This window comes from Muricoprocola aceti, assembly GCF_025567005.1.
Classification (GTDB): domain Bacteria; phylum Bacillota; class Clostridia; order Lachnospirales; family Lachnospiraceae; genus Marvinbryantia; species Marvinbryantia aceti.
The window spans coordinates 82,927-98,552 of sequence record NZ_JAOQKE010000008.1; the positions used below are offsets into that span (position 1 = coordinate 82,927).

8 protein-coding genes are annotated in these 15,626 nt (G+C 43.9%); 7 read left to right on the forward strand and 1 reads right to left on the reverse strand.

Going from position 1 to position 15,626, the window contains the following annotated elements:
- Positions 1 to 182: 182 nt before the first annotated feature.
- The 7 genes from nifJ to OCV47_RS08535 all read left to right on the forward strand — a co-directional run bounded on the left by nifJ (position 183) and on the right by OCV47_RS08535 (position 14,955).
- Positions 183 to 3,719, forward strand: coding sequence for a pyruvate:ferredoxin (flavodoxin) oxidoreductase (gene nifJ, locus OCV47_RS08505; protein ID WP_262654683.1), 3,537 nt, complete (start codon positions 183 to 185; stop codon positions 3,717 to 3,719).
- Positions 3,720 to 3,917: 198 nt separating this feature from the next.
- On the forward strand, positions 3,918 to 6,851 hold the full coding sequence (locus OCV47_RS08510; protein ID WP_262654684.1) for an insulinase family protein: 2,934 nt from the start codon (positions 3,918 to 3,920) through the stop codon (positions 6,849 to 6,851).
- 11 nt (positions 6,852 to 6,862) lie between these two features.
- A complete protein-coding gene (gene era, locus OCV47_RS08515; RefSeq protein ID WP_262654685.1) occupies positions 6,863 to 7,798 on the forward strand; it encodes a GTPase Era in 936 nt (311 codons plus the stop codon).
- Between the two features lie 29 nt (positions 7,799 to 7,827).
- Positions 7,828 to 8,571: a DNA repair protein RecO gene (gene recO / locus OCV47_RS08520; RefSeq protein WP_262654686.1), complete on the forward strand. Its 744-nt coding sequence runs from the start codon at positions 7,828 to 7,830 to the stop codon at positions 8,569 to 8,571.
- Positions 8,572 to 8,695: 124 nt separating this feature from the next.
- Positions 8,696 to 9,289 (forward strand): hypothetical protein, encoded by a 594-nt coding sequence (locus OCV47_RS08525; RefSeq protein WP_262654687.1) that lies wholly within the window; start codon positions 8,696 to 8,698, stop codon positions 9,287 to 9,289.
- 46 nt (positions 9,290 to 9,335) lie between these two features.
- Entirely contained in the window at positions 9,336 to 10,733 is a 1,398-nt protein-coding gene (locus OCV47_RS08530; protein ID WP_256297416.1) for a glycine--tRNA ligase, read from the forward strand.
- Between the two features lie 106 nt (positions 10,734 to 10,839).
- Entirely contained in the window at positions 10,840 to 14,955 is a 4,116-nt protein-coding gene (locus tag OCV47_RS08535) for a DEAD/DEAH box helicase (protein WP_262654688.1), read from the forward strand.
- A gap of 77 nt (positions 14,956 to 15,032) precedes the next feature.
- On the opposite strand, the gene OCV47_RS08540 is transcribed toward OCV47_RS08535, so the two are convergent.
- Positions 15,033 to 15,626: transposase (locus tag OCV47_RS08540; protein WP_262654689.1), on the reverse strand; the 594-nt coding region annotated here is incomplete at its 5' end.

The following is a 15,626-nucleotide window of genomic DNA, read 5'->3' on the forward strand; positions in this document are numbered from 1 at the left end:
CAAAAAAGATACACATTTTACCGTTCGTCAAATAGACAAATCTCGAAAAATATGCTATTATAAAGCCATATGAGGAATTTTAGGCGTAACTCCCCAAAGATGGTCTGAAGTTCTGTACATATGATACTCATATGGTAATATGATCCGATTCCCGGATCAATAAAATAAGGAGGAACAAACCAATGGCAAGAAAAATGAAAACCATGGATGGTAACCATGCAGCAGCTCATGCTTCTTATGCATACAGCGATGTAGCGGCTATCTTCCCTATCACACCTTCATCTGTTATGGCAGAAGCTACAGATGAATGGGCAACCCAGGGCAGAAAGAACATTTTCGGACAGGAAGTTCAGGTTACAGAAATGCAGTCTGAAGCAGGTGCAGCAGGTGCTGTACACGGATCTCTGTCAGCAGGTGCTCTGACAACTACTTATACAGCTTCACAGGGTCTGCTTCTTATGATCCCTAACCTTTACAAGATCGCTGGTGAACAGCTCCCGGGCGTATTCAACGTATCCGCTCGTGCACTTGCCAGCCATGCACTTTCTATTTTCGGAGATCATTCTGATGTTTACGCATGTCGTCAGACAGGTGCAGCTATGCTGTGTGAATCTTCCGTACAGGAAGTTATGGACTTAACACCAGTTGCACACTGTGCAGCAATCAAAGGACGTATTCCTTTCATTAACTTCTTCGATGGTTTCCGTACATCACACGAGATCCAGAAGATTGAGACATGGGATTACGAAGACCTGAAAGATATGGTAGATATGGATGCAGTAGAAGCATTCAGAAATCATGCTCTGAATCCAAATCATCCATGCCAGAGAGGTTCAGCTCAGAACCCGGATATCTTCTTCCAGGCAAGAGAAGCATGTAACCCATACTACGATGCTATGCCGGCAATCGTACAGGAATACATGGACAAAGTAAACGCTAAGATTGGAACAAACTACAAGCTGTTCAACTACTACGGAGCTGAAGATGCTGAGAACGTGATCATCGCTATGGGTTCTGTATGTGATACAATCGAAGAGACAATTGACTACTTAATGGCTAAGGGAGAAAAAGTCGGTGTTGTTAAAGTTCGTCTTTACAGACCATTCTCCGCTGAAGCACTGGTAGCAGCTATTCCGGAGACTGTAAAACGTATCTCTGTTCTTGACAGAACAAAAGAGCCAGGTGCTATGGGTGAACCTCTGTACCTTGATGTTGTTGCAGCTCTGAAAGGAACAAAATTCGAATCCACTCCAGTATTTACCGGACGTTACGGACTTGGTTCCAAAGATACAACACCAGCTCAGATCGTAGCTGTATACGAAAACACAACAAAAGAAAAATTCACAATCGGTATCAACGATGATGTTACAAATCTGTCTCTGGAACTGGGCGCTCCACTGGTTACTACACCAGAAGGAACTATCAACTGCAAGTTCTGGGGTCTGGGAGCTGACGGTACTGTAGGTGCTAACAAGAACTCCATCAAGATCATCGGTGATAACACAGATATGTACGCTCAGGCTTACTTTGATTATGACTCAAAGAAATCCGGTGGTGTTACAATGTCCCACCTGCGTTTCGGTAAGACACCAATCAAATCTACATACCTGATTCACCGTGCAAACTTTGTAGCATGTCACAATCCATCCTATGTACGTAAGTACAACATGGTACAGGAGCTGGTTGACGGTGGTACATTCCTTCTGAACTGCCCATGGGATATGGAAGGTATTGAACATCATTTGCCAGGACAGGTTAAGAGCTACATTGCTAACCACAACATCAAGTTCTACGTAATCGATGGTATCAAGATTGGTAAAGAGATCGGACTTGGACAGCGTATCAACACTGTACTTCAGTCTGCATTCTTCAAACTGGCTAACATCATTCCGGAAGAGCAGGCTATCGACCTTATGAAGGCTGCTGCAAAAGCAACATACGGACGTAAGGGTGATGCAATTGTTCAGATGAACTACGATGCAATCGATGCTGGTGCAAAACAGGTTGTTGAAATCCAGGTTCCAGAAAGCTGGAAGACAGCAGAAGAAGAAGACATCATCGCAAAAGATGCTACAGAAGGAACAAAAGAAGTACTTGACTTCGTTAACACAATCCAGCATGCAGTAAGTGCTCAGGAAGGTAACAACCTGCCAGTATCTGCATTCAAGGATTACGTAGATGGTTCTACACCATCCGGTACAGCTGCATACGAAAAACGTGGTATCGCAGTAGATATTCCAGTATGGAATCAGGAAAACTGTATCCAGTGTAACAGATGTGCATATGTCTGCCCACACGCAGTTATCCGTCCGGTAGCAATGACTGAAGCAGAAGTTGCTGCAGCTCCAGAAGGAATGAAGACGCTTCCAATGACAGGTATGGCTGACTACAAGTTCGCTATCGTTACATCTGCACTTGACTGTACAGGATGTGGCTCCTGTGTAAATGTCTGCCCAGGAAAGAAAGGCAACAAAGCCCTTACTATGGCAAACATGGAAGCAAACGAAGGAGAACAGAAGTTCTTCGATTACGGCGTAACTCTTCCAGTCAAAGAAGATGTTGTTGCTAAATTCAAAGAAAATACAGTAAAAGGTTCTCAGTTCAAACAGCCACTGCTTGAGTTCTCAGGCGCTTGTGCTGGTTGTGGTGAAACACCTTATGCAAAACTGATCACACAGCTGTTCGGTGACAGAATGTATGTTGCAAACGCAACAGGATGCTCCTCTATCTGGGGTAACTCTTCACCATCTACACCTTACACTGTAAACGCTAAGGGACAGGGTCCTGCATGGTCTAACTCTCTGTTCGAAGACAACGCTGAATTCGGTTACGGTATGTTACTCGCTCAGAAAGCACTTCGTGACGGTCTGAAGACAAAAGTAGAAGCTCTGATTGCTGCTACAGATAAGGAAGATGTCAAAGCTGCCGGTCAGGAATGGCTGGATACATTTGCAGTTGGTGCTACCAACGGTGCTGCTACAGATAAGCTGATCGCTGCTTTGGAAGCTTGCGGATGCGAAAAAGCTCAGGATATTCTGAAGAGCAAAGACTTCCTTGCTAAGAAATCCCAGTGGATCTTCGGTGGTGACGGATGGGCATACGATATCGGATTCGGTGGAGTTGACCACGTACTGGCAAGTGGACAGGATATCAACGTAATGGTATTCGATACAGAAGTTTACTCTAATACAGGTGGACAGGCTTCCAAGTCTACACAGCCAGGTGCTATTGCACAGTTCGCTGCTGCAGGTAAAGAAGTGAAGAAGAAAGATATGGCTTCTATCGCTATGTCTTACGGATATGTATATGTAGCTCAGATCGCTATGGGTGCTGATTACAACCAGTGCGTAAAAGCAATCGCAGAAGCTGAAGCTTATCCAGGACCATCACTGATTATTGCATACGCTCCATGTATCAACCATGGTATCAAGAAAGGTATGAGCAAAGCTCAGACAGAAGAAGAACTTGCAGTTAAGACAGGTTACTGGCATCTGTTCCGCTTCAACCCAGAAGCAGAGAACAAGTTCAGCCTGGATTCCAAGGCTCCTGATTACACAGGATACGATGAATTCCTGAATGGAGAAGTTCGTTACAATTCTCTGAAACGTGCTAATCCAGAAAGAGCTGCAAAACTCTTCGCTAAGAACCAGAAGTGCAACGAAGAAAGATATGAATATCTGAACAAACTGATTGCACTCCACGGAGCAAAAGCAGAATAGAGTGATGAAAATTCGTTTTCATAAATAATAAGACGGGCATCGCCACTGTGGCGTTGCCCGTTTTGCTTTGACTTTTGACATCGTCCCCCTTATAATAGACATCAGGGCTTTTAGCCATCAGTTTTCGCAAAAAGTGGATATACTGAGAAAAAAGTTACTTTCAGCGAAGAGTAACGATATAAGATCGGAGGCACAGGCATGTTTCGTAGTTTGCCACAATATGATGTAATTAAAACAGAAGAGATCGCAGATATCAAATCCACAGGCACCCTGCTGATTCATAAAAAAAGCGGGGCACGGGTGATGATTCTGGAAAATGAAGATGAAAATAAAGTATTTAACATTGCGTTTCGCACACCGCCGGCTGACAGTACAGGTGTCGCACATATTCTGGAGCACAGTGTATTATGCGGGAGCAGAAAGTTCCCATCGAAGGATCCATTCGTAGAATTGGCTAAGGGATCATTAAATACATTTTTAAATGCCATGACCTATCCAGATAAGACGATGTATCCGATTGCCAGCTGCAATATGCAGGATTTCTGTAATTTGATGGAAGTCTATGTAGATGCAGTTTTCTATCCGAATATTTACACCAAAGAAGAGATTTTCCGTCAGGAAGGATGGAGTTATGTACTGGAAAAGCCGGAAGATGAGATCATCTATAACGGAGTAGTATATAACGAGATGAAAGGGGCATTCTCTTCACCAGATGATGTCCTGGATCGGGAGATTCTGAATTCCTTATATCCAGATACCCCATATGGAATCGAATCAGGTGGTGATCCGAAGAATATTCCAGATCTTTCCTATGAAGAATTTCTTGCATTTCATAAAAAATATTATCATCCATCTAACAGCTATATATATCTGTATGGAGATATGGATATGGAAGAACGACTTTCCTGGCTGGACCTGGAATATTTAAGTAAGTTTGATGCAGATCAGGTGGAATCAGAGATCACTATGCAGCCGGCTTTTGCTAAAGTGAAAGAACTGGATAAGACGTATTCAATTTCCAATTTGGAAGAGGAAGAAGACAATACGTATCTGGCTTATAACTGGTCCGTGGGAGATGTACTGGATGCAGATCTTTCCGCAGCAATGTCTATTGTAGAATATGTGTTATTGGAAGCACCTGGTGCACCACTGAAGCAGGCATTGTTGGATGCAGCAGTAGGAAAAGATATTGAGGGCAGCTATGACAGTGGGGTACGCCAGCCGTACTTTTCTGTGATTGCAAGGAACAGCAACCCGGAACAAAAAGAACAGTTTGTCCACATTATTCGCACTGTTCTTCAGGAGCAGGTGGAAAAAGGTCTGGAAGAACGCTCCATTCTGGCTGGTATCAACAATCTGGAATTCAAGCTTCGTGAGGCCGATTTCGGACATTTCCCGAAGGGGCTGATGTATGGCATTGATGCTTTTGACAGCTGGCTTTATGATGAGAAAGAACCATTTTTGTATCTGAAACAGATTCAGAGCTGTGACTTCTTAAAGAGCAAACTTGGAACCGGATACTATGAAGAACTGATTCAGAAGTATCTGCTGGATAATGCCCATGCATCCCTGATCGTCATGCATCCGGAAAAAGGACTGACAGACAGGGAAGAAGAAAAGGTAAAAGAAAAACTGGCTGCTTATAAAGCGTCTCTTTCCCAGGATGAGATACAGCAGATGATCGAGAAGACAAAGAAGCTGCGTGCATTCCAGGAGACACCTTCTACCAAAGAAGAATTAGAGAAGATTCCGTTGCTTCAGCTTTCAGATATTCGAAAAGAGACGGCACCGATCTACAATCATCCAATCAATGTGGATGGAACATTGTTGCTTCATCATGAATTGGATACCAATGGAATAGCCTATCTGAATGTGATGTTTGATGCAAAGAAGTTAAGTCCACAGCAGTTGTCCTATCTGGGCATTTTAAAATGTGTACTGGGGATGGTGGATACACAGCATTATGATTTCCATGAATTGAGCAATGAGATCAATATCCAGTCTGGTGGAATCTATCCGGTATCGGATGTGTTTGCAGATATGGCAAATCCAGGTGACTATGCGTCTGCCTTTGAGATGAAAGCCAAAGTCTTATACGATAAGATCGATTTTGCATTTGATATGATCGAAGAGATTCTCTTTACCTCCAGTCTGGAGAAAGAGAAACGGCTTTATGAGATCCTGGCCAGATTAAAGTCCCGCCTGCAGGTGAGACTGACAAGCGCCGGACATTCTACGGCTGCTACCAGAGCGATGGCTCATTTTTCGCCAGTGTCTGCTTTTAATGAGCGGACAGGTGGAGTGGCACTGTATGAGCTGGTAGAATCCATTGAGACACATTTTGAGGATAAAAAAGGTGAACTTGTGGACAACCTGCAAAATCTGCTTTCTGCCCTGCTGGTACAGGAAGGATTGATGGTCAGCCTGACTTCTGAAAAAGAAGTGCTGCCGAAAGTAGAAGAGCGGATTCGCCGTTTAAGAGGAAAATTACCGCATCAGACTGAAAACGATGAGACAAAACAACCTTCTGACAGCATTCTGATTCCGCAGTCCAACGAAGGTCTGATGACAGCATCTCAGGTACAGTATGTGGCACTGGCAGGTAATTTCCGCCAGTATGGCTGCCAGTACAATGGGGCACTGCGTATTCTGCGTACCATTATGGGATATGAATATCTGTGGACCAATATCCGTGTACAGGGTGGAGCCTATGGCTGTATGAGTGGATTCGGAAAGACCGGGGATACCTATCTGGTATCTTACCGTGACCCGAATCTTGGACGTACTCTGGATGTTTACAGGGGAATCTCAGACTATCTGAAGAATTTTACCGTAGATGAGCGGGATATGTGTAAGTATATCATCGGAACCATCAGTGAAAGCGATACACCGATGAATCCATCTGCCAAAGGCAATCGTTCTCTGAATGCCTGGATGAGCCATGTGACAGAAGAAGACCTGCAGAAAGAACGGGATCAGATCCTTGGGGCCAGTCAGAGAAGCATCCGCGCACTGGAGCCATTGCTTCGTGTTGTACTGGAGCATGGCAATATCTGTGTCATTGGCGGTGAACAGAAGATTCAGTCAGAAAAAGAACTATTTGACCAGGTACGACCACTGATTCGTGGTTAGAAGGAGCATAGATGAATATCAATTTAGAAGAATTAAGAAATACACCAAAGACAAAATCTGGATTTGTGACGCTGATTGGACGTCCCAATGTGGGAAAATCTACACTGATGAACCATCTCATCGGACAGAAGATTGCCATCACATCCAATAAGCCGCAGACCACCCGCAATCGGATCCAGACGGTATATACCGATGAACGGGGACAGATTGTATTTTTGGATACACCGGGTATTCATAAAGCCAAAAATAAACTGGGTGAATATATGGTGAATGTGGCGGAGCGTACCCTGAATGAGGTAGATGTGATCCTCTGGCTGGTGGAACCAAGCACCTTTATCGGAGCCGGAGAGCGCCACATTGTGGAACAGTTAAAGAGAACAAACACACCCGTGATTCTCATTATCAACAAAGTAGATACAGTAGATAAAAAAGAAATCATCAAATATATGGATACCTATCGCAAAGTTTATGATTTTGCGGAGATTATTCCAGTTTCAGCGCTTCGCGCACAGAATCTGGACACTGTGCTGGATCAGATCTTTAAGTATCTGCCATATGGACCGATGTTTTACGATGAAGACACCGTTACCGATCAGCCGCAGAGGCAGATTGTAGCAGAGATGATCCGGGAAAAAGCGCTTCGCTGTCTGGATGAGGAGATTCCTCATGGAATAGCAGTGGCCATTGATCAGATGAAGGAACGAAAAGGCGGCGGTATGTTTGATATTGATGCTACCATTATCTGTGAACGGGATTCCCATAAGGGAATTATCATCGGGAAAGGCGGATCCATGCTGAAGCGTATTGGCTCTGAAGCAAGACGTGACATCGAGAATATGCTGGAAGCGAAAGTCAATCTGCAGCTTTGGGTAAAGGTAAAGAAAGACTGGCGAGACAGCGATTTCCTGATGAAAAACTTTGGATACGACAAAAAAGAGATGGATTAAATCGTAAGAAAGGAACATACGGTGACCAGATGAGTGACAAAATAATGCTGACCGGAATGGTCCTTTCTGCGCTTCCGGTGGGAGAATATGATAAGCGCATTGTTCTGCTGACAAAAGAACGAGGGAAAATCAGTGGATTTGCCAAGGGTGCCCGGAGACAGAACAGTCCGATGATGGCAGCGGCAAATCCATTCTGCTACGGGACTTTTGAATGTTTCGAAGGAAGGTCTTCTTATAATATTTATCAGGCACAGATCGATCAGTACTTCGAGAAGCTGTCACTGGACTTTGAAAATGCTTATTATGGTATGTATTTTCTGGAATTTGCCGATTATTATGCAAGAGAGAATAACGATGAAAAAGAACTGCTAAAGCTGCTATATGTAACACTGAAGGCACTGGAACATGGCCGGGTAAACAGGAAGCTGATCCGCTATATTTATGAAATGCGTGCCATGGTCATCAATGGAGAATATCCAGAGAGCTTTTCCTGTGTCAACTGTGGTTCATCAGAAGGACTGATGGGGTATTCTGATGAAAAAAATGGTGTAATCTGTCAGAACTGTTTTCCACATATGCGTGGAAAACGGCTTATGGAGTCTACGATCTATGCCATGCAGTATGTGACGGCAGCTCCACTGGAAAAACTATATACTTTTCTGTTGACACCGGAAGTAGAAAAGGAGTTCTGCGCCATGCAGGAGCGGTTCCGCAAAAAGCTGATTGACCGGGACTTTAAGACTCTGGAAGTTTTAAATACTTTGCAGATTTAGCAGTTGAAAACAGGCTTTATTATTAGTATAATTGAGATTGTATGATTGTATCGGTAAAGACATCGAGCAGATACAGAAGAGTTTTGGATGCAAAAAGGGGAATTTGCATTTTGGAGGGCAGTTCATGAAAAGGGGTTTCATATTAGCCGTAGTGATAGGTGCGGGATGTATCCTGACCGGATGCAGCAGCTTTTCACCGGAAGTGACAGGAGTGTCCGTCAGTAAGAACGGGACTGTGACAGAGGTCGTCAGAGAGAATTTTGATGCGTCCTATTACAGTGAAGAAGAACTGAAGAACACAGTGGAGAGCGAAATAACAGACTACAACAGCAGTCATACGGATAAGGCTGTGAAAAAGAAAAGTCTGAAGATCAAAGATGGAGAAGCCCAGATGAGGATGGTATATGATTCCTGGCAGGACTATGCCGGATTCAATCATGTGGGATTTTATGTTGGAGATATTAATGGAGCCATTCAGGCAGGTTATGCTTTTGAAGGGACATTTTCACCGGTGACCGATGGAAAAGCAGCAGAGGGCAGCAGTGTCTGGGGATCCAGCCTGATGAGTGGAACGAATTATAAGACAATCGTAGTGAATGAAGCATTGCTGGTAGATGTGCCGGGCAAGATCTGTTACGTCAGTGATGGGGTAAAGGTGACCGGTAAGTCAGAAGCAGTGACAGAGAATACTGATACAGCTTATATTCTTTACGAATAATAAAAAAGAGTGCCTGTGGCACTTGTAAAAAGTGAGGAGAAACGATATGGAAAAGACAATGGACAAGATTGTTGCACTGGCGAAATCAAGAGGATTCGTATATCCGGGTTCTGAGATCTACGGAGGTCTTGCGAATACCTGGGATTATGGTAACCTTGGTGTGGAATTAAAGAATAATGTAAAGCGTGCGTGGTGGCAGAAGTTTATCCAGGAGAACCCATATAACGTTGGCGTGGACTGTGCCATTCTGATGAACCCACAGACATGGGTAGCATCCGGACATCTGGGGGGATTCTCTGATCCTCTGATGGACTGCAAGGAATGTCATGAACGATTCCGTGCAGATAAGCTGATTGAAGACTACAGCGAAGAACATGACATCACACTGGAGAAACCAATCGATGCATTTTCCCAGGAAGAGATGAAGAACTTTATTGAAGAACATAACGTATGCTGTCCAAGCTGCGGCAAGCATAACTTCACCGACATTCGTCAGTTCAATCTGATGTTCAAGACATTCCAGGGTGTTACCGAAGATGCCAAGAATACCGTATATTTAAGACCGGAGACAGCACAGGGTATTTTCGTAAACTTCAAGAATGTACAGAGAACTTCCAGAAAGAAGATTCCGTTTGGTATCGGTCAGATCGGTAAGTCATTCCGTAACGAGATCACACCGGGTAACTTCACATTCCGTACCCGTGAGTTCGAACAGATGGAACTGGAATTCTTCTGTGAACCGGGAACAGACCTTGACTGGTTCCAGTATTGGAGAACTTTCTGCATCAACTGGCTGCAGACTCTTGGTATCAGGGAAGATGAGATGAGAGCAAGAGACCATGCACCGGAAGAACTTTGCTTCTACAGCAAAGGAACTACAGATATCGAATTCCTCTTCCCATTTGGATGGGGCGAACTGTGGGGAATCGCAGACAGAACAGACTATGACCTGACACAGCATCAGAATACATCAGGTCAGGATATGACTTACTTTGATGACGAGAAGCGTGAAAAATACATTCCATATGTCATTGAGCCATCCCTTGGAGCAGACCGTGTGGTTCTGGCTTTCCTGTGCAGTGCTTATGACGAAGAGAATATCGGAACAGAAGAAAAACCAGACATCAGAACGGTGATGCATTTCCATCCGGCACTGGCTCCTGTTAAGATTGGTGTACTTCCACTGTCCAAGAAGCTGAATGAAGGCGCAGAAAAGGTATTTGCGCAGTTATCTAAAAAATATAACTGTGAATTTGACGATCGTGGAAACATCGGAAAACGTTATCGTCGTCAGGATGAGATTGGTACTCCGTTCTGTGTAACTTATGACTTCGATTCTGAGACAGACGGAGCAGTTACCATCCGTGACCGTGACACTATGGAACAGGTTCGTGTAAAGATCGATGAACTGGATGCATACTTTGCAGATAAGTTTACATTCTAATATTATTATAAACGCTGACAGGTTCAGCACTTTTTGATCACAAGGCGGTTTTCAGCGCGGGCTGGAGACCGCTGTTTTGATATAAAGAATGAGGGATAAGGAATAAATGCTGGATAAGAGCTGGAAAGAAAAATTTAATGAGATTGCCCTGGCGCAGGGAAAAGAGAGATATATGGGAAACCGTGTCGCTGATCTGAAAAAAGACGGAGACCACTATAGTGCAGGAATCCTGGGAAGAGAAAGAAGAAATGTTTCTCTCGTATTAAAAGACGGGAAGCCAATACGCATGATCTGTTCGTGCCCGAAGGCAAAAAGCGGCTCGAAATGCGAACACATGGCAGCATTACTCTATGCGTTGGAGGCACAGTTTCATCCGGAGGATGATCCGAAGAAAATGGTAGAGAAAGAACGTCTGGAGCGGCAGAAGGCTTTGGTGCTTCAGGCTGAAGAGGCAAAAAAGAGAGAAGAACAGAAAAAGAAAAAGCTGCTGGAAGAGGAAGAGAGAAAGAAACAGGAGCAATTACGTCTTCAGGAAGAAGAGGAACGCAAGAAACAGGAACAGCAGCGCCTGTGGGAAGAAATGCAACAGCTGGAACGGGAAAAGAAGCGAGAAGAAAGGGAACAACGAAAAGCGGAAAAAGCGAGAAAAGAGGCGGAGCAAAGGAGAAAAAACCAGGAAGAATTGCAGAAGAAGAGGGAGAGGGAGCAGGCAGAAAAAGAACGGAGAGAAAGCATCCGCCAACAGAAAAAAGCAGAAAAAGAAAAGAAGTTAGCGAAAAAAGAACAGAATCCAATGGTGTATACTCCGTTAAATGAATCCTGGCAGGAGCAGGATGATCAGAACGCAGAAACAAAAAAGCTGGCAGCACTGGATGAGTATCGCTATTTTGATGCCGACCAGATTATAGCATCTGCTGAGATTCCGGAACAGGTATGGCTGGAGGGCCAGAGACTGTTGAATCAGGGAAAAATGAATGCGTTGTCTGTCAGTACGGGGTATGATGCAAGCGGACAGGTAGACGAGCAGATGGGGCAGGCAGCAGCAAGTGTGGGAAAGGAAAGAAATCAGTTTTCTGTGACAGCACTGTTTTCCAAAAATGAATTGCTGAACCTGAACTGTGGCTGTCCGGAATGCCGCAAACGCTATTATTACAGATGGGGGCGTGATACGAGATCAGAATGCAAATATGTAGCAGCGTTACTTCTGGCATTAAAGCAGGCCTTAAAAAGGAACAATACCGGAGATGCCACAGACCGGAATGCGGATCAGTTTCTTTCATTGTGGCAGAAACGGGAAAATCGTCAGCTTCTTACAGAACAGCTGTCGAAGGAAAACAGTCTGGAATTGCAACCAAGACTGGTAAAGAAGAATGGGGACCTTACCGTTTCTTTTAAATTTGGTTCTGGAAGATTGTTTGTAGTAAAATCCCTGAGCGATTTCTGTAACCTGGTAAAGAATGCGGCAACTGCCACTTATGGGAAAGACACTGTGATTCGCCATATTCGTGAGAACTTTACTCCGGAAGGACAGAAATGGCTGCAGTTTATTGAGCAGATCGTGCAGGAGGAATCTGAGATTGCCAGATATTATCAGGGTGATTACTATGGAAGATATCATTTGCGAAATATTGTGAGCATAGGAGGAGATCTGAATTTGTTCGGCTGGAGGCTGGATGAATTCTATCAAAAGCTGGGAACGGCATTGGTAGCCTATGAAGACCGTGGCCAGATCAAAACACAGAGATCTGACCTGCACTGCGAACTGTCCAATCCTTCTTTCAAGATAAAAATTACAGAAAACATGCCAGAGAATGGCAGAAAAAGAGATGTACAGTTTCATGGAATCTGTGTGCAGGGAATATTGCCGGAGTTATTCTTTGGCATGCACCATGCCTATTTTATTGAGAATGAGAGATTTTGTCGGACAGATGAGGAATTCCGCAAAACAATAGAGCCGTTTATGCCGCTGGTGGATGAAGACGGGGAGTTCTCTTTTCAGATTGGCCGGAATAATATGTCGGAATTTTATTATCAGGTATTGCCAAAGCTGGAAGAAATGGCGGAAATCGAGGAAAGTGATCCAGAGAAATTTCATGCCTATCTGCCGCCGAAAGTGAATTTTGTTTTTTATCTGGATGCACCGGATGGGGATGCAGTATGCAAAATTGCTGCGAAGTATGGAGAGCGCACTTGCCAGATTATCGGAGCACAAAGGGAACGAGAAGAAAGCTGGCGAGATGTACATACGGAAGAACGGATTCTGTTCCGGACCAGACAGTGGCTTCCATATGTGAATGAACGGCTGGGGGAACTGAACTGTGGCCGGGATGAGGAAACAGTCCTGCGGCTGATGGGAGAAGGCGTAGAGGAACTGATGACTATGGGCGAGGTACAATGTACCGACCGCTTCCGGGCACGCCGGGTAGTTCATCATGTGAAAGTATCCGTTGGAGTATCTGTTTCGGAAGGACTGTTGAATTTGGATATTTCAACAGACGATATTCCGCAGGATGAATTATTGGATATTTTGAACAGCTATCGTAGAAAACAAAGGTATCATCGTCTGAAAGATGGATCTTACGTAGAACTGGAAGATCATTCCCTGGAAATGCTGGCAGAACTGATGGATTCTATGCAGATGAAGCCAAAAGATTTTGTAACAGGGAAAATGCATTTGCCACTGTATCGCAGTCTGTATCTGAATAAGATGCTGGAAGAAAATGAAGAAATTTACAGCGACAGAGATTCCCATTTCCGAAAAATTGTAAAAGAGTTTAAAACCGTAGAAGATGCAGATTATGAGATACTATCCAGTTTGTCCCGTATTATGCGTAATTATCAGAAAAACGGATATAAATGGATGCGCACGCTGGCGGAACGGCAGTTTGGTGGAATTCTGGCAGACGATATGGGACTTGGAAAAACACTTCAGATGATATCCGTACTTCTTGCAGCCAGACAGGAGAACAAAGAAGAGCATATTGTTTCTCTTGTGGTGTCCCCGGCATCGCTGGTATTTAACTGGGGCGAGGAGCTGGCAAGATTCGCACCGGAACTGAACGTATGTCTGGTTACGGGTATGCAGACAGAGCGACAGAAACTGATTGCATCTTATCAGGAGTATGATGTGCTTGTGACTTCTTACGATCTGTTGAAACGGGATATTCATTTTTATGAAGAATGTCGCTTCGCATATCAGGTAATCGATGAGGCACAGTATATCAAGAATCATACCATTGCAGCAGCGAAAGCAGTGAAAGTGATAAAAAGTGTACACCGTTTTGTACTGACTGGAACGCCAATCGAGAATCGTTTGAGTGAATTGTGGAGTATTTTTGATTATCTCATGCCGGGATTTTTGTATTCCTATGAAACATTCCGCAAAGAACTGGAAATTCCGATTGCAAAGCATCAGGATGAACAGGCACTGGCAAGACTTCAGAAGATGACAGCACCGTTCATTTTGCGCAGAAGAAAAGAAGATGTATTAAAAGATCTTCCGGAAAAACTGGAGGAAGTACGATATGTTCGGCTGGAAGGTGAACAGCAGAAGCTCTATGACGGGCAGGTTGTACATATACAGACGATGCTGGCAGAGCAAAGTGGGGAAGACTTCAATCGTAAGAAGCTTCAGCTGCTGGCAGAGTTGACGCATCTTCGTCAGATTTGTTGTGATCCGGCCTTGTGCTTTGAACAATATCAGGGAGATGCGGCGAAGCTGGAAGCATGCCTGGAACTGGTGAAAAGCGCCATAGATGGTGGGCATCGTATCTTGCTGTTTTCTCAGTTTACTTCTATGCTGGAAATTTTAAAACAAAGACTTATTGGAGAAGGAATTGATTACTATACGATTACAGGAGCGACACCAAAGGAAGAACGGATTCAGCTGGTGAAAAAATTCAACTCAGGTGATGTACCAATTTTCTTAATTTCGTTAAAGGCAGGAGGAGTTGGATTAAATCTGACAGGAGCAGATATGGTGATTCATTATGATCCATGGTGGAATCTGGCTGCACAGAATCAGGCAACAGACCGTGCTCACAGAATCGGACAGACGAAAAAAGTGACGGTTTATAAACTGATTGCAAAGAATACAGTGGAAGAAAAGATCCTGAAGCTGCAGGAAACTAAGCGGGATCTGGCAGATCAGGTGATCAATGGCGCAGGAACCAGCTTAAGTAGTATGAGTAAAGAAGAATTGCTGGAACTGTTGGAGATGTAATGATAATAAAACGGGCGAAAAATCAATCGTAATTATTTACGATTGATTCAGACTGTAGACAAACTTGGTGTTGGGGATTATGCCCAGCACCATTTTTCTTTTAAAACTTCTTTTCTTTTTATTTTCTTCAAAATCAACAAAAATCTGGCTGTGTTCCAACCTCGTTTTTCCAGGATCTTTGCCAGTTTTTTCAAATTCATGCATGCAAAGGTAAGCCCGGCTTTCATTTCCATCCGTGCTTTTCCTACATACTGTGTATATCGAAATCCATGCTGTTCTTTCGCTGTACCGAAGATCCGCTCTATGGTTTCTTTTCTTAACTGGTAGATCTGTCTGTTTCCGATCGTGTGCCGAATGTCTTCTACCACTTCCATATATTCTTCCCATACATGACGTGTGATCAGTTTTACATGATCTTTGCTTTCTGTACATTTTAAAAGATATTGACATTCAGCACAATGCTCACCGCAGCTTTTATACTCTTTATATCCACTTCTGTTTGTTGTACTGTATGCCAATATATGTGCTCCCGGACATATATAACAATCATAGTATTCATCATATGCGAATTCGTGTTTTCCGAAAAAGCCTTCTTTGGTCTTGGGACGGGTATACGGAAAAAGTGGTTGAATTCCATCTTCCAACAGCCGATGGGCGATTGCCGGAGTTTT

Bases quoted from the DNA above. Each gene is read 5' to 3' on its own strand.
- OCV47_RS08510 (WP_262654684.1), top strand. From the start codon at position 3,918: ATGTTTCGTAGTTTGCCACAATATGATGTAATTAAAACAGAAGAGATC.
- OCV47_RS08535 (WP_262654688.1), top strand. From the start codon at position 10,840: ATGCTGGATAAGAGCTGGAAAGAAAAATTTAATGAGATTGCCCTGGCG.
- OCV47_RS08530 (WP_256297416.1), top strand. From the start codon at position 9,336: ATGGAAAAGACAATGGACAAGATTGTTGCACTGGCGAAATCAAGAGGA.
- recO (WP_262654686.1), top strand. From the start codon at position 7,828: ATGAGTGACAAAATAATGCTGACCGGAATGGTCCTTTCTGCGCTTCCG.
- era (WP_262654685.1), top strand. From the start codon at position 6,863: ATGAATATCAATTTAGAAGAATTAAGAAATACACCAAAGACAAAATCT.
- OCV47_RS08525 (WP_262654687.1), top strand. From the start codon at position 8,696: ATGAAAAGGGGTTTCATATTAGCCGTAGTGATAGGTGCGGGATGTATC.
- nifJ (WP_262654683.1), top strand. From the start codon at position 183: ATGGCAAGAAAAATGAAAACCATGGATGGTAACCATGCAGCAGCTCAT.